We start from the raw sequence: 20,967 nt of genomic DNA, 5'->3' as shown, positions 1-20,967 counted from the left end.
TGTTATATATAGATCACTAAAACTAACTAAGTAGCAGTGTTTTGTATTATTAAAATCACATTATCTAATAAAATAAAACGATTTATATTTTATTTAATAGTAAATTTTATATAAATTTATTAAATTGTATGAACATAGCAATAGTTGTTATCATGTGCTATTTTATCTAACGTGTGTTCCACAAATACAATTAAAATGTTAACTTTATTTATATATGAAAATCTAAAAGATAAAAGTTTTGATGAATATTTTAAAAGCACAAAAGTTATCAAATTTAACGATTAAAAAAATTTACATTATTAAATATATATAGGGCATAGTTTTATTATCATTATTATATTGTAGCATTCTTCAATTAAAATCATTAAATAACTTTTATTTTTAATCAGTAATATAACAGTTCAGTATAATAACGTTTTATAAATCAAATAATTACCAATATTAATATATTTTTTATTATAAGTATAATATGTACTTACGCAGTATTACATTATTAAAAACTAATACCTATATATGTGAAAAATAAATATTAATTAATTTATTCTAAATTAAATTTCAAACTATTCATATAGCAAACACTTTTGTGAGTACTATATATGCAGTTCTTGTTTCTCAAGTGTTAACTTATTTATTGATAAATAAGTATACTATTACAATGAAATAACTATCTTAAGCAATAAAAATATGATAATACGCGCTATTAATAATATTAAGTTATTATTTATATCTCAATTATAAACGTTTTCCTAATATTTTAGCATATCAGTTTTTAAAATTTATTTCATTTACAGATATTGCTACAAATTGTAACTATTATTAGATATTTTTATTAAATATGACGGAATAATTTTGTTATTTAATTTGCATTAAGATAACGAAAATAAAATAATATAGAATTTGTTATAGATAAAATTTTAGATAATCAGATCAAATCGATACTCTCATAATATTAAGTAAACAAATAGATACGTTAATATCTTTCATTTACCTGTAAACAACTAATTATGTATATGATTTATTTTATAGAATAAATAATAATCCTTATACCACATCTATCACAGATAATAAGATTTTATTTTTTCCAAAAATCTAAATCATTTTCAGGAATAGTTTTAGCGATATCTGTTATAATTTTTCCATTAGGAAAAATTAAATGATTATCTAATTCAATTAACGGATAAATTATAAATTCTCGATTATATATATCATAATGCGGTATTATTAATTCAGAGGTGTATATATTATGTTTGCCAAATAATAAAATATCTAGATCTAATGTGCGTGATTGCCATAAAAGAGAATTACGCAACCGAATGCGTCCTTGTTTTTTTTCAATATATTGGATGTGACTCAACAGTGATTTTGGAGAAAGATTAGTATCTAATATTATTACTGCGTTTAAAAAATCAGGCTGATTTTTTCGTCCTAATGGCCGACTACGATAATAGGACGAACAGGCTATAAGTTTGGTCATTGGAAGTTTAGAAAGAGCCCGCACGGCCTTATTAGCTTGTTTTTTAGGATTGAATATATTACTGCCTAATCCTATCCAGACTCGTTCCATTTAATCATATTCCTAATCTTAATTAACTATCAAATCACCAATTTTTTATTTTTATAATTATAAAATTTAAATATCATTAAAACTAAAAGATGACACATATTTTTATATAATTACGCTCCTAGTATATATTAAATATAATTAAAAAATATTAATTGTGCTCACTATCGCGATAAAACTATATGTGAATTATTAAAATTAATTTTAATTATATTTGCATATAAGAGTGAAGATACTAAAAAGATTGATTTTTACTATGGAATTTTATCCAGTCATTTGTTTTTCTTTAATTTCTTCTAAAGTTTTACAATCAATACATAAGTCAGCTGTTGGTCGAGCTTCTAATCTTCGGATTCCGATTTCTACATCACATGAAGCACAAAATCCAAATTCATTTGTATCTATTTTTTTTAAAGTTTTTTCAATTTTTTCAATAAGTTTACGTTCTCTATCTCGATTACGTAATTTAATGTTAAATTCTTCTTCTTGTGCAGCTCTATCTACTGGATCTGGAAAATTGACAGATTCTTGATTTTGTACACACAATGCAGCAGATCCTAAATCATGTTTAAGTTGATTCTTCCATGTTTCAAGAATACGTTTAAAATGTAATAATTGATCATAGCTCATATATTCTTCATTAGGTTTGCGCTGATATGGTGTAACCCCTGCAATTATTAATACATTTAAAGAAGAATATTTGTTACTACGGTTTGATGATTTGGTCGGCATATAACTGCTCCTAATTTATATATACTAAAACAAATTTACATCAATATGCTATAAAATTTAATTATTTAAATAAAATTCACTAATAATATTACAAACATATAATGAATAAAAAATCCAATAAAATAAATATTATTATTTAATAAAACATAATAGATCTTTTCAAGCAAATAACCTTTTCATCTTATTACGATACTTGATTACTTGTAAAACATACACGTGATTATAGAATCATCTCAACATATATACAAACCAATTATAATATTTTGACAAAATATTATAATTGGTTTGTATATATGTTTTGTGTTGCTTATAGAAACGACAATATAAGTATTGATCACTGTTTAAAACTGTGGATTGTGTCATATAATATTACTTGAGTCTTTACAAGAATATTATGATTTTAATCATAAATAATAGTATTATACATAATTTATTAAATATTTATACAAGAGCACCATAATATTCATCTTATGATTTCTAAAAATTATACTTTATAGAAAAAATTTTACTTAACAAAAATATATTATGTCTTATATCATTGCATTAACTGGGGGTATTTGTTCTGGAAAAAGTGTTGTTTCTAAAAAATTTTCTGATTTATCAGCAAGAGTATCTGTAATAGATTCCGATGTAATTTCTAGACAAGTCACACAACCCGGAAGCATTGCTTTACATATGATAACCAAATATTTTGGATCAGGTATATTATTTCCCGACGGTTCATTAAATAGATCTATGCTAAAAAAAATAATTTTTTTTAATCTTAAAGACAAAGAATGGCTTGAAAAATTATTACATCCAATCATTAGAAAAGAAACTCAGAAAACTATAAATCTATTATCCAATAAATCATATTATGTGTTGTGGGTTACTCCATTGTTAATAGAAAATAATTTACAAAAACTTGCAGATCGAATATTAGTAGTAGATATTCATCCTGACATTCAATTGAATCGAATCATGCGCAGAGATAAAATTACTCAACAATACGCTAAAAATATTTTGTTATCACAAGTATCTCGTCAACGCAGGCTTGATTTTGCCGATGATATTATTAACAACAATAAAAAACTGGACGAAATCGACACAGACATCTCTATATTACATGAATATTATATGAATATAAAAAAAAATAATCACTAATACCACTGTTTTTATTAAAAAAAATTTCAAAATTATGTATTTATTCACTATATGGTATACACGACTCTATTGTCATGTAGTAATTAAAAATTTATATTAATTATTTTATAATCATTATAATCATTTAATACCCGCGCTTCACACATATAAACAATAAAACCCATGATTAAAATTATAAATAACTAATTTCAAATGAACCAACATTATACACGATAATAAAAATTATAAATATCTCAAATTATCATTTGATCTGACTTAATAATAATAAACTGAAGATAAAGCAGTTGTTTTATACTAAATATGTACACTTACAATATTCATTATTTATAATTTGTAAATATCACTTTTAACTTTTAGATAAAAATGTAACTTCATTGTCTATTATGGTAATTAATTCAAAAAATAATTTGAAGTAATTTATATATATTAATGATACTTATATATAATTTTACCATAACGCTTCTTAAACTTTTTATTAGATCCACATGAACAAGAATCATTACGACCTACCACTTTTTTTAACTGATGTATTTGTATGTAGAAAACAGTCTATAGATAATAATTTACTATTAATTGTTTGTAGATTAATAGATTGTATTTCATTATACTTATTATCTTTTGAGACAATCGATTCTTTTTTATTAAGTGATTTCATCACTAATTTATTAATTTCACTTATTACTTCATATTTTAAATGATCTAACATTTTAGTAAACATGGCAAATGATTCTCTTTTATATTCTTGTTTAGGGTCTTTTTGCGCATACCCTCTTAAATGAATTCCTTGACGTAAGTAATCCATTGATGATAAATGTTCTTTCCATAAGATATCAAATGTTCTTAACATAATTCCTTTTTCAAAAGAACGCACAATATTTGTTCCTATTATTTTTTTTGCATGTTCATATTGTTGGATCATACTGTCCAATACACGCTGACGTAATCTTTCTTTTTCCTCATATAATTTAGGATCTAGATCTATCCATTCTCTAAGAGGTAACGTTAAATAAAAATCAGTTTTCAAACATTCTTCTAATTTTATTAGATCATTTTTGTCCTCTATGATTTGTAAAGGAATATAAATATTAAATAATTTATCAATAACATCACAACGAATATTACTTATAATGTCATCAATATTCGCCATGTTTAATAATTTCTCGCGTTGATCATAAATAACTCGACGTTGATCGTTAGCTACATCATCATATTCTAATAATTGTTTTCTAATATCAAAATTTCGATTTTCTACTTTTTTTTGAGCATGAGCAATAGCTTTAGTGATCCATGGATGTTCAATTGCTTCTCCGGATTTCATGCCTAATTTTTTCATCATGTTTACTAATCTATCAGAAGCAAAAATTCGTATTAAAGAATCTTCCATGGATAAGTAAAATCTAGAGGAACCTATATCTCCTTGTCGTCCAGATCGCCCGCGCAGTTGATTATCAATACGACGAGATTCATGCCGTTCAGTACCAATTACATGTAACCCTCCAGATTTTAATACTGTATCATGACGTTTTTTCCAAGCAGATTTAATTTTTGAAATTTTATATGTACTCGTTGTATTCAATGCAGCAATTTCTGCTCGACAATTTCCTCCTAACATAATATCAGTTCCACGGCCAGCCATATTTGTAGCAATAGTTACTGCGCCAGGATGACCCGCTTGAGCTATAATATCTGCCTCTACAGAATGAAACTTAGCATTTAAAACTTTATGAATAATTCCAGCTTTCTTTAAAGCACGGGAAATAATTTCAGATTTATCAATTGATATCGTTCCTACCAAAACTGGCTGATTACGTTTAACACAATTCTTAACATCATGAATAATAGCATCAATTTTTTCATGTTCCGTCATATAAATTACATCTGGTAAATCGTTGCGAATCATAGGACGATTAGTTGGTATAATAATAGTATCTAATTTATAAATAGATTGAAACTCAAATGCTTCAGTGTGAGCGGTTCCCGTCATACCAGATAATTTTTCATACAAACGAAAATAATTTTGAAATGTAATTGAAGCTAAAGTTTGATTTTCATTTTGAACTGTTACTCGTTCTTTAGCTTCAATTGCTTGGTGTAATCCATCTGACCATCGACGACCAGGCATAACACGTCCTGTATGTTCATCAATAATCAGTATTTCACCATTTTTAACAAGATAATCCACTTCGCATGCAAATAAAGTATGCGCACGAAATGCTGCATTAACATGGTGCATTAATATAATATTATCTGATGAATATAATGATTCGCCTTGATTCATGATACCAGATTTAATTAATAATTGTTCTATTAATACCAATCCTTGCTCAGTTAATATAACTTGTTTAGATTTTTCATCAACTATGAAATATTTTTCTTTTTGTAGATCGTGTATATTTTTTGTATTTTGTTGAATTATAGTAGAAACTAATTCGTTTATTTTTAAATATAATAAAGAAGTATCATCTGATGGACCAGAAATAACCAATGGGGTACGAGCTTCATCGATCAAAATAGAATCTACTTCATCGATTAATGCATAATGTAATCCTCGTTGTACCCGTTCTTCTGGAACAAAAACCATGTTATCACGCAAATAATCAAAACCATACTCATTATTTGTTCCATAGGTAATATCTGCTGCATATGCAGCACGTTTCATTGATGCTGATTGTTCCGGTAAATTGATTCCAACAGTCAATCCTAAAAATTCAAACAATGGTCTATTATTTACCGCATCTCTATGTGCTAAATAATTGTTAACTGTAACGATATGTACTCCTTTACCGCTTAACGCATTCAAATAAGCAGGTAATGTAGCGGTTAGAGTTTTTCCTTCGCCAGTTTTCATTTCTGCGATACAACGATTATTTAAAACTATTCCACCCAATAATTGGGCATCAAAAAGACGTATGTTAAATATTCTTTTGATAGCTTCACGTACTACAGCAAACGTTTGTGGCAACAGTTCTTCAAATTTTACACCTGACTTAATAGATACACGAAACTCATCAGTTTTAGATGCTAGTTGATTATCACTTAACTTTTCTATGTCTTTTTCCATACAATTTATAATATCCACCACTTTTTTCATACGATGTAGTGCACGTTCATTTTTATTTTTAAAAATTTTAGTAAGTAATTTAAATGGTGTTATCATAACAGTTTATATCTCATTACAATGATGGTATATTATATAAATAATAATGTGGCAATATATATTATTGTTGATGATGCATATTTTATATATATTAGTTATCTTAATAAGAGTGATTTAATTTATATTATTTTACAATCTATTAAAAATAAATGTGAACAAATTGAATAAAATGTATGTTAAATATCATTAATCACGTTGATTAACATAAATATTTTTATAGAAATATCTAAATAATAAAAGCATATGCGAATAATAAAAGTATAAATTTTTGCTACATAAATTTATGTGTTGTGTTTGTGTATTAGATATATTGTATATATTTGACATATGACTAATGATTGATTAACATACTTGATATTCTGAATATGAAATTATTTAAATAAAGTTTAAACATCTCTTAAGTCATTACTCATAACTATTAAATTTATTATATACGAATATGAAAACATATTTTATATACAGAGATATATATTAATTTGATAGTATAGAAAATTTATATGCATACGAATAAAAAGCAATAAAATATCAAAAATATTCGTTTATCTCTGACTTTTGTAATTATATAAATTTTTAGTTTAGACATATCATACTTAGATATATATATATATTGTCTATTCCATAAAATAAAAATGTTTATTATAGATACATGTAAATCATTTTTAGTGTTTTTAATTTAATAGATTAGAAATATATAGTGTTCAGTACAACCACATATGTATTAATATGTGAAATTTTTTTAAATAATTAAACAATAATAACGAAATTATCTAAAATAAATTAAATAAATTTATATATTGAAATTTATGATAACATTGTTATACCACACATTTAAAATATGAATGAATATTCAAAATCCTAAAGGTAAATCAGATGCCTTAGAAAAAGTAGCGATTTCCCACGATTCTTGGCGTGATAAAACAGTTTTCAACAATTTATTATTTAGGGCATGTCCGGATTTAAAAGCAATGAAGGAACCGATAAGATTGTGTCCACACATAAATAGATCACCAATAGCATCAAGCATTTTATGTCGAACAAATTCATCGTCAAAACGTAATCCATCTTCGTTGAGTACGCGATCATCGTCAATTATTATAGCTGAATTGAAGCTTCCTCCTAAAGCGAATCCACGAGATTGTAAGTCTTTTACATCCCGCATAAAGCCAAAAGTACGTGCTCTACTAATATTATGAACGAAAGATTCGGAAGAAAAATTAAAAAAATAATGCTGCGTATTAACATTGATAGCTGGATGATCAAAATCAATAGTAAAATCAAGCGTAAACCCATCAAATGGTCTTAGCTCAGCCCATTTATCACCATCTTCAACACGTACAGTTTGTTTTAATCGGATAAATTTTTTAGCACTATTAAGTTCTTCTATTCCAGCATCTAATAATACGCATACAAAAGGATTAGCGCTGCCATCCATTATTGGCACTTCAGGGGCATTCAATTCTATAATAATATTATCAATACCCAATCCTGCTTGAGCAGCACTTAAATGTTCAACAGTAAAAATTTGAGCACCGTACTCATTAATCAAACATGTACATAATGCAGTGCTGCCTACTGATTTAATATTAACTTGAAAATCTACAGGAGGGTGTAAATCAGTACGACGATAAATAATACCAGTATTTGCTACAGTAGGATGCAAAGTTAATGTAACTTTTTTGCCAGTATGTAATCCTACGCCACTAACTTGTGCAATGCGCTTTAATGTTCGTTGTTTTATCATGATCTTGTTTCATACAATTATTATACTATTACTATATAATAAATTACATAGACATACATTGGCATTTTTGTGAAAATTTCTCATTCATATTATCTTTAATTTAATCTTCTTGTTTTCTTAGAAACGCTGGAATATCTAAATAATCTGTATCTTTATCAAGGGCTGTACTCTGCTGATTAACTGTAGCAGATGATGCATGCCTCCTAGATTCTTTGAAAAATGTAGATACTCTTTGAGAAGAATGATTATGATAATGATTATCTCGTACTATTTTTTTTTCTTCTTTAATATTTGACCGAATGACATCCGAACGCTTATCAATACCAATTCCTGTTGCAACCACAGTAACACGTAATTCGTTATTTATATCTGGATCTAAAGCTGTACCTATTACTACTGTTGCATTATCAGAAGCAAAAGAACGTATAGTATTACCCACAGTTTCAAATTCATCTAATCGTAGATCTAAACCAGAAGTAATATTTACTAAAACACCGCGAGCACCAGACAAATCAATATCTTCTAATAAAGGACTAGCAATGGCTGATTCAGATGCTTCTTCTGCTCTATCGTCTCCACATCCTACTCCAGCCCCCATCATGGCATATCCCATTTCTGACATTACTGTGCGTACATCTGCAAAATCTACATTCATTAAACCTGGTCGAGTAATTAATTCCGCAATACCTTGCACTGCTCCTTTTAATACATCATTGGCAGCACTAAATGCATCTAATAATGATATACCACGTCCTAAAACTTTCAATAATTTATCATTTGGAATCGTTATTAATGAATCTACATATTTAGATAGTTCAGAAATTCCTTGTTCAGCGAACATCATACGTTTTTTCCCTTCAAAATTAAAAGGTTTAGTAACTACGGCTACAGTTAAAATGCCTAAATCTTTAGCTACTTCAGCTACTATCGGAGCAGCCCCTGTTCCAGTTCCTCCGCCCATCCCTGCGGCGATAAAAACCATATCTGCACCTTCTATAGTAGCTTTCAATACATCGCGATCCTCTTCTGCAGAGTTACGACCAATTTCTGGATTAGCGCCTGCTCCTAACCCTTTAGTAATAGAACTACCAATTTGAATGGTTTGGCCTATTGTCATTTTTCTTAAGGCTTGAGCATCAGTATTAACAGCAAAAAAATCTACGCCTTCAATACGTTCACGCAACATATGCTCAACTGCATTACTGCCACCTCCGCCAATACCGACAACTTTAATTACTGCATCACTAGTTAATTCCATTGGTTCAAACATATTTTTCCCCATATTACTTCAGTTATTTTAAAAATAAATTTTTAACGGATTTAGCATATTTATATTTATTACAGTTTTTTAAAATTCTTTTTTTAACCAATTATTCATTTTTTTTATCCAACTTTTAATTGTTATTCCTTTTTCTATATCTATCTCATTATTCAAATGAGATTCTTTTCCATAATGTAACAATCCGATAACAGTAGAATACTGTGGATTTCTTACATCATCTATTATTCCGCTTGTATTTATGGAAGATGCAATGCGAACTTGTGTATGAAATACTTTTTGAGCACAAGCTGATAATCCATCTATAAGAGATGCTCCACCAGTTAACACAATACCTGCTGCAAGATGGTGTTTAATATTAATTTGGCGCAGTTGTAATTGTAATTGTAGTATTTCTTGATTAACTAACATCATTAACTCAATGTATCGAGGCTCGATGATTTCTGCTAACATATGACGTTGTAAAGTACGAGGAGGTCTGCCTCCAACACTTGGAACTTCTATATTTTCTCCTTTACTAATTAACGATTCTAAAGCACAACCATAACGTATCTTAATTATTTCTGCATCAGATAATGGTGTTCCAAAAGCATAAGCAATATCACTAGTAACTACATTCCCAGCATATGGAATAACCTTAGTATGGCGTAAAGCTCCAGCAGTATATATTGCTACATCCATTGTACCACCACCAAGATCTACAACACAGACGCCTAGTTCACGCTCGTCTTCTGTTAAGACAGCATAACTTGATGCCAATCCAGAAAATATCAGTTGATCTACCTGTAATCCGCATCGTTCTACTGCTTTAACAATATTTTTAGCCATATCGTTATGGCAAGTAATTAAATGAACTTTAGCTTGCATTCTAACCCCAGATAATCCAACTGGATTTTTTATCCCTTCTTGATAATCAATAGCATAATTCTGTGGAATAACGTGTAATATTCGGTGTTCATCACGTATTTTAACTGATTTAGCTATATGTACTACATTATCTACATCTGATTGTGTTACCTCTTCCTCTGAAATAGGCACCATACCTATTTCATTTTTACAGCTAATGTGTTTTCCAGATAAAGAAAGATAAACAGATGAAATTTGACAGCCCGCCATTAATTCTGCTTGATTAATAGAATATTGTACACATTTTATCACTGACTCTAAATTATTTACCCCTCCTTTATCCATACCGCGTGACGAACAATATCCTAATCCAATAATATTTATTATTCCATCAGGTAAAACTTCACCTACCATCGTAGCAACTTTAGCTGTGCCAATTTCTAATCCTACTAGTAATTTTTTATCTGAAGTTTTGATCATGTTCGTATTTGCCTTTATTTATTTTTTCTTTATTTATTGTATGGGAGCAATTGAGCTATAAATCCATCTTACAGCAAATCCTGATCGATAACGTAAATCTATATAATCAATATATTTATTATTGTCATTAATTTCTTGAAGAAGAATAGGATAAACTTTAATGAAATAATATAATCGTTCGATTATATTATTTCTACCTAATTTTAGATGAATATTATCTTGCAAAATCAATTGCCATGAATAACGTGCATCCATTTTTATTGATTTTATTTGAAATTTACTAGACTTTAATATTTCATTAAATATGAAGTAATTAGTTAATACGGTTTTTTCGCTGTCTTTTGGTCCATATAAATGTGGAATTGTTAGAGCATTATTTTGATATTCTCTAGGTATACTAAAAATAGTACCTGTTGCGCTAATGTTTTGTAAATTATTCCAATACGCCAATGGAACATGTTCTACTATATGAATCTTTAATGTATCTGGCCATTGTTTCCTTATACTCACTTGCTGAATCCATGGTAAATATTCAATTTTTTCTTGAATAATATTAATATCCTGTGTTATAAATGTACCCAATACACCTAATTTTAATATTATCTGATTAATATCAGTATTAGTAGTGTAATAGCGATTCCCAGTCACTATTATATAAGATAGTGGGTAACAACAAGAACTACAAATCCATGTTTTTATAGAATAAAAACTCCAAACAACACCAATTACAGCGATGGATAATAATATCCAATCTAATAACGGATGACGAAATTTATAATATCTACTTACACTTGGTTTTAAGCTATATTTAATTTTTGTGTTTTTACGTGCGTTTAACACTGCTCGAAGTGTTTAGTAATCTATTTCATTTTATAATGATTTTACTGTCATAAAATTCATTATTATTTTGTACATACCTATATTTTATTTTAATACTATTTATCATGATAATTTTATATACATATCGTTATTTTTTAACAATTAATTTACGCACAATATCACTTATTGTACCTGCTCCTTGAATTAAGAGCAAATCGTTATTTTTCAAGGATTGAGCTAGTATGTTTGATAACATCTGTGTATTTGATATAAATATTGGATTAATTTTACCATGTTCACGAATTGTACAACACAGAGACTGACTGTCTGCTCCTAAAATAGGTGTTTCTCCAGCAGAATAAACATCTAATATTAAAAGAATATCTACACTAGAAAGTACATTAACAAAATCATCATATAATTCTTTTATACGTGTATATCTATGAGGTTGAAATATCATAATTAATCGTCTATTCGGCCATCCAATTCGAGCCGTCATAATAGTGACATATAGTTCAGAAGGATGATGTCCATAATCATCTATTAATATAAATTCTCCTGTTTGACTATTTATTTTATTTAAAGGATAATGACCTAAATTTTCAAAACGTCGTTGCGTTCCTTGGAAATATAACATAGTTTTAAGAATATGTTCATCACTAATTCCTTCTTCAGTTGCTACTGCAATAGCAGCTGTAGCGTTAAGTGCATTATGGCGCCCAGGAGCATTTAAAATTACCTTTAGTTTTGTTGATTTATTTTGACGTAATATGGTAAAACTACTCTTTTCTACATTTTGATGATAATCAAACACACATAAATCAGCATTTTTACTAAAACCATAAGTAATAATTTTTCTATTAATTTTGGGTAAGATTTCACAAATTATGGGATCATCAATGCATACTACAGCATATCCATAAAATGGTAGATTATGTAAAAAACTAATAAATGCTTTTTTAAGACCTTCAAAGTTACCTTGATATGCATTTATATGATCAGTATCAATATTAGTAATTACCTCTACTATGGGATGTAGATGCAAAAATGAACCATCACTTTCGTCTGCTTCTACGATTAAATAACGACCATATCCAAGGCGAGCATATACACCTTCTGATTTTACTAGGCCACCGTTTATAAAAGTTGGATTTAACCCTGATTCAGTATAAATATTAGCTATCATTGTTGTAGTAGTAGTTTTCCCATGCGTTCCAGACACAGCTATTCCATATTTAAATCTCATGAGCTCAGATAACATTTCTGTGCGTTTAACAATAGGAATTTGGGCTTGCTTAGCAGCTAAAATTTCCGGATTATTTGAAGTAATAGCGCTAGATATGACTACAACATTAGCATTATTTATATTACTATATTTATGGCCGAAATAAATTTTTACTCCTATTTCGAGTAAGTGACGCGTTACATTATTATGTACAATATCAGAACCAGTAATATCATAACCTTCATACATTAATACTTCCGCAATACCGCACATACCAGTTCCACCTATGCCAACAAAATGTATTTTTTTGAAATGACTCATCATTAACATTAAATCTCTTGATTTAAATAACGGTATATTAATCAAATTCATTTAATATATTTGAAATATTATATATATATCAATAAATTTAAACGATTAATATATTTATTTCTTTAGATATTCAATTATTATCTGAGAAACTTGTTGAGTTGCATTAGGAATAGCCATATTTCTAGCGCGCTGAGCCATATTACATAATGTTTTTCTATCCCAAGATTCTAGCACTGTGCTAACATAATCACTTGTAAAGTTTTGTTGTTCAATAATTTTTGCTGCTCCTACTTGTACTAAAGGCATAGCATTCCAATATTGTTGACGATCTTTATGATGTATAAAAGGTACAAATATTGCTGGCAATCCTACAATCGACACCTCGCTTACTGTTAACGCACCAGCGCGAGAAATTAATATATCTGCCCAAGAATATGCTTGAGCTATATCATCAATAAACTTTACAATTTTGTGACAGTTTTGCTTTATTTTTTGGTAAGCCCATTTTACTTTTTTGAAATCTTGTTCTCCAACTTGATGCCATATGATCAGTTTATTAGATAACTTTTCCGCCATGTTTGGAATAATTTTATTTAATATATGAGCCCCTTGACTACCTCCAATCACTAAAACACGAATAGGACCAACACGGCCTTTCCATCGTTTAACTGGATTTGGAATAGCTAATATTGTTCGTCGTATTGGATTTCCTACTATTTTTGCATTAGGAAAGGTATTAGGAAATCCTTGTAATACTTTTACAGCGAACATCGATAAGTACCGATTAGTTAAACCAATAATTCTGTTTTGTTCGTGTATTATTAGTGGAATACCGCATATCCATGCAGCTAATCCACTAGGTCCAGAGACATATCCGCCCATGCCTAAGACTATGTCAGGTTTCCAAAATTTTATAATTTTTCTTGCTTGATATACTGCTAAGCAAATATATAGTGGCATTATACATTTGATGTATAATTTCTCACCATGCCATCTTTTAATATGAATAAATTTAATATCAATACCATATTTTGGAACTAGTTTAGCTTCAATACGATCTGAGGTACCTAACCAAACAACTTGGTATCCATTCTCAATTAAGTAATGAGCTACTGACAACCCTGGAAATACATGTCCTCCGCTACCACCTGCTACTATTAAAATTCTCTTTTTTTGATTCATTTTTCGTACTCTTTAAAAAAGCTTGATCTTTAGATAAACGTGTTTCAAAATCTATTCTTAACAACAGCATGCTTGCTATCATTGTAGCTAAAAAACTAGATCCTCCATAACTGATAAACGGTAATGTTAAACCTTTAGTAGGTAATATTCCGCTAACAGTTCCTATATTGATAAATATTTGTAACCCAAACCAGATACTGATAGAACAAGCCAAAATGCCAGAAAATCTATGATTAATATTCAACGCACTATAACCAATAGTCATGGCACGAAACACAATTATAAATAACATAAATAATACTAAAATTGCTCCAAAATATCCTAATTCTTCTGCAAGAATAGAAAAAATAAAGTCAGTGTGAGCTTCAGGTAAATATTCTAATTTAAGTACAGAATTTCCCAATCCTTCTCCAAAAAATTTTCCACGACCAAATGCCATCAATGATTGAGTTAATTGGTAACCATTACCAAATGGATCTTTCCATGGATCCCAAAAAGTAAGTATACGTTGTATACGATAAGGTTTAATTATAATCGATAATGCGATCAAAAATATGTTAGATACAAAAATCAATGCTAATTGCCATAATTTGGCTCCGAAAAGAAATAATATAGATAAGGTAGTGATAAATAAAATAATAATACTACCAAAATCAGGTTGCGCTAATAATAATATAGCTAATAGCATCATTATTACTATGGGTTTAGATATATCCCAAAAATTAGCGCGTATTTCTTTGGATTTACGTGTTAAATAATTAGCAAGATAGCAAATAAAAAATAACTTTGATAGTTCTGAAGGCTGCATACATAACGAACCTAACATTATCCAACGTGATGCTCCATTAGTAGAATTATTTAATATTAATACTGCTATTAAAGTTATGTAACTATACAACAACATTATGAAACTATAATTTTTCCAAATTATTATAGGTATTTTTAAGATAACTACAGATAACAAGAACGTTATACTATAATAAACAACTGCACGCTTTATGAAATAGCACGGATCATTCATTAATCGTATCCCAATAGGAATGGATCCTGAACTAATGATAATAAAACCAATACAGATTAATCCTAATACACACCAAAACAACAAACGATCATATAACACATCAATATACGATGATTTTTTTTTATGTGATTTTAATAATTGATTAATAGTTTTTTCTTTTAATACTCTCATTATCCAAATTCTCGTGCAAAATAGGCAAACATAAATCCACGAGTTGCAAATGACTTAAATTGATCTAAGCTAGAACAAGCTGGAGATAACAAAACTATGTCTTTTCTTTTTACACGCCGACTAATAATGCGCATGGCTTGTATCATCGTATTTGTGAGAATAACATGATCAAAACCTAGTTTTGTTAAAAATAATCCGTCTTTTCCAAAACAATAAAGATGTATCTCATATTGTTTAATTAAATGTTTCAACACAGAAAAATCAGCTAACTTAGCATCACCTCCTATCATCAAATGCAGTGTTCCAGATAATCTTAAGTTATTAATAGCTTCTGTAGTTGCATTAACATTAGTAGCCTTAGAATCATTAATCCAACTAACTCCATGATTTTTATAAATTAACTGACAACGATGCGTTAATCCAGAAAATTGACACAATACTTGTAAGGAAATAGAACGAGGGATATTGAAAATATCTGATAAGGCTAAAGCAGATAATGCATTCATATAATTAATGTGACTATTAATTTTCATTAAGGAACAATTAAGTACGTATTCGTTATATGCAATGATCCAATTATGTCCTTTATAATATTTTAGATGATAATCTGCAGAATCTTGATTTATACCAAAACTTACGCAACAATCATAGCCATCATATATGGGTACTGTTAAAGGATCTAAAGCGTTCATTACACAAACTGTGGCATTTTTATAAATCTTTTGCTTAGAGAGATAATATTGTTTTAATCCACCAGGATAACGATCCATGTGGTCTTCGCTAATATTTAAGATTATCGCCGCTTTTGCGCGTAAACTGTAAGTTGTATCTAATTGAAAACTTGAAATCTCCAATATATATAATTGATATGGTTTATCTAATAAAGAAAGAACAGGTATACCTATGTTTCCTGCAACACCGACATACCATCCAGCACTCTTAGCTATCTTAGAAACTAATTGGGTTACTGTACTTTTACCATTAGATCCAGTAATAGCTATTATCGGAGCAGTTGCTTCTCGAGCAAATAATTCAATATCACCAATAATCTCTACTCCCAATTTTAATGCTTCAATTAAAATAGGATGATCTAGTCGTATTCCAGGGCTAACTACAATTAATGTAGCACGTAACAACCATATATCGTTAAACACACCTAAACAATATTTTACAATATGTGGTAATTGATTTATTCCCGGAGGATACGCGCGAGTATCTATTACTTTTGGTATTACACCTCTAGCTAAAAAAAAATGAACACAAGACAAACCCGTGATTCCTAAACCGATAATCACAACTCGTGATCTTCGATAATTACTCATATTTTTATTACCGTATCTTCAAAGTAATTAACCCAAATAAAACCAATATTAACGATATAATCCAAAATCGCACTATAATTCGAGGCTCTGGACAACCTTTTAATTCAAAATGATGATGAATTGGTGTCATTTTAAATATTCGTTTTCCAAATAATTTAAAATAACTTATTTGTAAGATCACAGATATAGTTTCTATTACAAATACCCCGCCCATAATTAATAATAAACATTCTTGATGTAATAATACAGCCATTATTCCAAGTGTACCTCCAAGGGATAAAGAACCTACATCACCCATAAATATTTGAGCTGGATAGGTATTGAACCATAAAAACCCAACACCAGCTCCAATAATGGCAGAGCATACAATTATTAATTCTCCAGAAAGATCAAGATAAGGAATATGTAAACAATAAGAAAAGTATATATCACTAGTTATAGATGCAATGAAAGCTAATCCAGCTGTAATCAATATTATGGGCATAATAGCTAATCCATCTAATCCATCAGATAAATTCACTGAATTACTTGTTCCGACAACGACAAAATACGCTAATACAATATACCAAACACCTAATTGTGGCATAAAATTTTTAAAAAATGGCACTATTAATGGTGTAGATACAATATTGCGGTCTAATAAAAACATAGTAATAATCAATGTTAATGCAATTAATGATTGCCAAAAATACTTATGTAATGCACTTAAACCGGCAGTACTTTTTCTTTTTATTTTTAAAAGATCATCAATTAATCCTAATATCCCATATGTTATCAATATAAATGATACATACCATACATATAAATTAGATAAATCAGCCCACATTATTACCGTTATACAAACAGACAGAAGTATTATAATTCCACCCATAGTAGGCGTACCTTGCTTTTGAATATGCGCTTTTGGCCCATTTTCACGTACTATTTGAAAAAAACGTAAATTATGAAACCGTTTGATTATATAAGAACCTATTCCTAAAGAAATAAATAATGCTGATAATAAACTAGCAATAATCCTAAAAGTTGAATGACAAATAATATTAAAATTGGGTGAATATAATATTAATATATTCTTTATTAACCAAAATAACATTTTTTCTCATCCTTGATGGCATTTACTATTTTCTCCATTTTAAAAACACGAGATCCTTTTATTAATATAGTAATTGATGTATAGCTGGATAACATTTTTTTAATATAAATAATTAATTGATGTTTGTTTTTAAAATGTTTTCCTTGTTTACACATTTTAGAAATAAAATAACTAGCACTACCTATAGTAAGAATTTTATTTATATTTGTTCTTGCAATTAATTTCCCAATATAAGAGTGATATTTAATTTCTTTATATTTTCCTAGTTCCGACATATCACTCACTACCAATATTCGATAACCTGGCGTTGCAGTTAATACATAAATCGCAGATATCATAGAACCAACGTTAGAATTATAAGTGTCATCCAATAATAACTTACCTTTACCTAAAATAATTGGAAATAACCTACCGGGCAATGGTTTTATATTTTCTAATCCAGTAACTACTTCCGATAACCCTGCGCCTACAGAAAAAGCAAGAGCGCTAGCGGCCAAAGCATTAGATACACTATGTCTGCCTAACATTGATAAAAATACTGAAGAAGTCCCATATGGGCTATGCAAAAAAAACCGCATTCCATTTTTTTCGGAAATGATATTACTTGCAAAAAAATCCACACCAATATTAGTATATAAAGAAAAATTCCATATAGATTTTCCTTGCAATACTTTACGCCATAAATCCAAAGCATGGTTATCAGCATTTATAATACCTTTCCCATGTGAATCTAATTCAGCAAAAATCTTCCCTTTCTCTTTTTTTATTGTAGTTAACGATCCAAACCCTAATAAATGTGATGGATAAATATTATTTACTAAAGCTGAATGCGCAGCAACGATCTTGCTTAATTGTGTTAGTTCTCCTGGATGATTTGAACCTAATTCAACAATCGCAAAATTACTTTGTTTGGTTAAACGTAATAAAGTGATTGGAACTCCAACTGTATTATTACAGTTGCCTTGTGTTGCTACCGTATACCCACTATTCTTTAGTATAGATTTAGTCATTTCTTTTACTGATGTTTTACCACTGGATCCAGTTATAGCAACGACCTTAGCGGATGCTTGTCGACGTACCCAATGTGCTAATTTTAGTAAAGCATAATGAGTATTAGGTACAATTAATTGAGGAACATCTAAAAAAATGTAATTATTTACCAATAATGCCTTAGCTCCAGATTCAATTGCTTGAATAGCAAAATCATGACCATTGAAATATTTACCTATCAATGCTACAAACATACATTGTTTATAAATAACATTTGAATGAATAGTAATTGAATGAACAATCAAATCTATGCCAACATGTTTTGCGTTTAAAATTGGTGCTATTTCATGAAGACTAAACGGAATCATGATATTTTTTTTAAAATTTTTTTTACTATATCTTGATCAGAATGATATATGCAATTATTTCCTATAATTTGGAACTGTTCATGACCTTTTCCAGAAATCAATATTATATCTTCTGAACGCGCTTGGGAAATAACAGTTTGTATTGCACTATAACGATTTTCAATAATTTTGATAATTTTTTTTGAATATAATACACCGACACCACACATAATATCATTTATAATTGATTGTGGTTCTTCAGTGCGTGGATTATCATTAGTAACAATTATGCAATCTGCATATTGTTTTGCAACATAACCCATTAAAGCACGTTTACTTGGGTCTCTATCACCTCCACAACCAAAAACACACCATAATTGGCCATAACAATATCGCCTAATTGAAATCAGTGCTTTTTTTAATGCATCAGGAGTATGTGCATAATCTACTACAATTGTAGGATATCCATAAGAACGAAATACCTCCATTCTACCAATTACAGGCCGTAATTGAGATGATGTATGTATTAATAACGATAAAGGATATCCCAACATTAATAATGTACCTAAGGCTAATAATAAATTATTAACATTAAATTCTCCTAATAATTGACTATGAATTACCCCACCTCCCCAACTTGAATCAAAAACAATATCTGTGCAGTGCAAATAATAATTCACTTTAATTGCAGATATCCATTTACCTTTCCAAAAAAACGGTAAATTTCTTGTTGTGGTGACTGCAACTGCTTGTGGTAAATCATACAACCATTGATAACCAACACGATCATCAGCATTGATAACATATTTCTCTGCATGTAATTCACTAAACAATCGCCGTTTAGACATTAAATATTGTCCCATGTTACCATGATAATCTAAATGATCGTGGCTTAAATTAGTAAATATAGCAACTTTAAAATACAAAGCATCTACACGATATTGAGATAATCCATGCGATGATATTTCCATGGCAACGAACACAATCTTATCTTGAACAAATTGAGCTAATATTTTTTGAGTATCAATAGCAGAACAAGTTGTATTATCGGATAAAGACATATTGTCCAATATCCCATTACCTAGCGTACCCATCACAGCACTTTTTTCCCCTAATAATTGAACCCAACTAGTTAATAAATGTGTGACGGTAGTTTTTCCATTGGTGCCAGTTACACCAATTAAGTTTAAAAACCGTGATGGATGATTATAAAAGATTCCTGCTATATTAGATAAATGTTGTGACAAATGATTTACATAAATTACAGGTATTTTATTTGTATTAGAACTATATTTTTTAAATATTATTGTATTATTCCAAGATTCTGATAGAACTGCTGTAGCTCCTTTTTTAATTGCACAATCGATATATAATCTTCCGTCAGTCTTATAACCTTTAACTGCTACAAATAAATTTCCCAGTACAACATCCCGACTATCTAATTGTACTCCTGTTAACATGGGACTAACATAATTATTAGAAACACATGACAGAAGAAATTTATATAAATTATGTAATTTATGCATATAATGTTTTATGAAAAAAT

14 protein-coding genes and 1 pseudogene are annotated in these 20,967 nt (G+C 28.9%); 1 reads left to right on the top strand and 14 read right to left on the bottom strand.

The window, feature by feature from the left end; translation table 11 throughout:
* Nucleotides 1-1,072 precede the first annotated feature (1,072 nt).
* Together folK and dksA are read right to left on the bottom strand one after the other, a co-directional pair.
* Nucleotides 1,073-1,564 (bottom strand): 2-amino-4-hydroxy-6-hydroxymethyldihydropteridine diphosphokinase, encoded by a 492-nt coding sequence (gene folK / locus Bsans602_RS00770; protein ID WP_500837217.1) that lies wholly within the window; start codon nt 1,562-1,564, stop codon nt 1,073-1,075.
* Nucleotides 1,565-1,825: 261 nt separating this feature from the next.
* The gene (gene dksA / locus Bsans602_RS00765) at nt 1,826-2,293 is read right to left on the bottom strand and encodes an RNA polymerase-binding protein DksA (RefSeq protein WP_500837216.1); all 468 of its coding nucleotides are present in this window, start codon (nt 2,291-2,293) and stop codon (nt 1,826-1,828) included.
* 525 nt (nt 2,294-2,818) lie between these two features.
* Between dksA and coaE the strand changes: the two genes are divergently transcribed.
* Nucleotides 2,819-3,436 carry a dephospho-CoA kinase gene (gene coaE, locus Bsans602_RS00760; protein ID WP_500837215.1) on the top strand — a complete coding sequence of 206 codons (618 nt, stop codon included), beginning with the start codon at nt 2,819-2,821 and terminating at the stop codon, nt 3,434-3,436.
* Nucleotides 3,437-3,862: 426 nt separating this feature from the next.
* Here the strand turns inward: coaE and secA are convergent.
* The 12 genes and pseudogenes from secA to murE all read right to left on the bottom strand — a co-directional run bounded on the left by secA (nt 3,863) and on the right by murE (nt 20,947).
* Nucleotides 3,863-6,593, bottom strand: a pseudogene (gene secA, locus Bsans602_RS00755) (preprotein translocase subunit SecA).
* A gap of 847 nt (nt 6,594-7,440) precedes the next feature.
* Complete coding sequence (gene lpxC / locus Bsans602_RS00750; RefSeq protein WP_500837214.1) at nt 7,441-8,334, bottom strand: UDP-3-O-acyl-N-acetylglucosamine deacetylase; 894 nt, start codon at nt 8,332-8,334, stop codon at nt 7,441-7,443.
* Nucleotides 8,335-8,434: 100 nt separating this feature from the next.
* A complete protein-coding gene (gene ftsZ, locus Bsans602_RS00745; protein ID WP_500837213.1) occupies nt 8,435-9,604 on the bottom strand; it encodes a cell division protein FtsZ in 1,170 nt (389 codons plus the stop codon).
* A 78-nt stretch (nt 9,605-9,682) separates the two neighbouring features.
* On the bottom strand, nt 9,683-10,939 hold the full coding sequence (gene ftsA / locus Bsans602_RS00740; RefSeq protein ID WP_500837212.1) for a cell division protein FtsA: 1,257 nt from the start codon (nt 10,937-10,939) through the stop codon (nt 9,683-9,685).
* Between the two features lie 33 nt (nt 10,940-10,972).
* Complete coding sequence (locus Bsans602_RS00735; protein ID WP_500837211.1) at nt 10,973-11,779, bottom strand: cell division protein FtsQ/DivIB; 807 nt, start codon at nt 11,777-11,779, stop codon at nt 10,973-10,975.
* A gap of 127 nt (nt 11,780-11,906) precedes the next feature.
* A complete protein-coding gene (gene murC / locus Bsans602_RS00730; RefSeq protein ID WP_500837210.1) occupies nt 11,907-13,313 on the bottom strand; it encodes a UDP-N-acetylmuramate--L-alanine ligase in 1,407 nt (468 codons plus the stop codon).
* A 96-nt stretch (nt 13,314-13,409) separates the two neighbouring features.
* The gene (murG, locus tag Bsans602_RS00725; RefSeq protein WP_500837209.1) at nt 13,410-14,477 is read right to left on the bottom strand and encodes an undecaprenyldiphospho-muramoylpentapeptide beta-N-acetylglucosaminyltransferase; all 1,068 of its coding nucleotides are present in this window, start codon (nt 14,475-14,477) and stop codon (nt 13,410-13,412) included.
* Nucleotides 14,437-15,669 (bottom strand): cell division protein FtsW, encoded by a 1,233-nt coding sequence (gene ftsW, locus Bsans602_RS00720; RefSeq protein WP_500837208.1) that lies wholly within the window; start codon nt 15,667-15,669, stop codon nt 14,437-14,439. Before ftsW ends, murG begins: the two co-directional genes overlap by 41 nt.
* The gene (gene murD, locus Bsans602_RS00715) at nt 15,669-16,991 is read right to left on the bottom strand and encodes a UDP-N-acetylmuramoyl-L-alanine--D-glutamate ligase (RefSeq protein ID WP_500837207.1); all 1,323 of its coding nucleotides are present in this window, start codon (nt 16,989-16,991) and stop codon (nt 15,669-15,671) included. Before murD ends, ftsW begins: the two co-directional genes overlap by 1 nt.
* A 7-nt stretch (nt 16,992-16,998) precedes the next feature.
* Entirely contained in the window at nt 16,999-18,084 is a 1,086-nt protein-coding gene (gene mraY / locus Bsans602_RS00710; RefSeq protein WP_500837206.1) for a phospho-N-acetylmuramoyl-pentapeptide-transferase, read from the bottom strand.
* The gene (gene murF / locus Bsans602_RS00705; protein ID WP_500837205.1) at nt 18,069-19,442 is read right to left on the bottom strand and encodes a UDP-N-acetylmuramoyl-tripeptide--D-alanyl-D-alanine ligase; all 1,374 of its coding nucleotides are present in this window, start codon (nt 19,440-19,442) and stop codon (nt 18,069-18,071) included. Before murF ends, mraY begins: the two co-directional genes overlap by 16 nt.
* On the bottom strand, nt 19,439-20,947 hold the full coding sequence (gene murE / locus Bsans602_RS00700; RefSeq protein ID WP_500837204.1) for a UDP-N-acetylmuramoyl-L-alanyl-D-glutamate--2,6-diaminopimelate ligase: 1,509 nt from the start codon (nt 20,945-20,947) through the stop codon (nt 19,439-19,441). The genes murF and murE overlap by 4 nt, the downstream gene beginning before the upstream one ends.
* Nucleotides 20,948-20,967 lie beyond the last annotated feature (20 nt).

Source organism: Candidatus Blochmannia sansabeanus (nom. nud.) (assembly GCF_059935345.1).
Note: the sequence above shows the minus strand (reverse complement) of the source record. Positions and strands in the feature narration are given on the sequence as shown.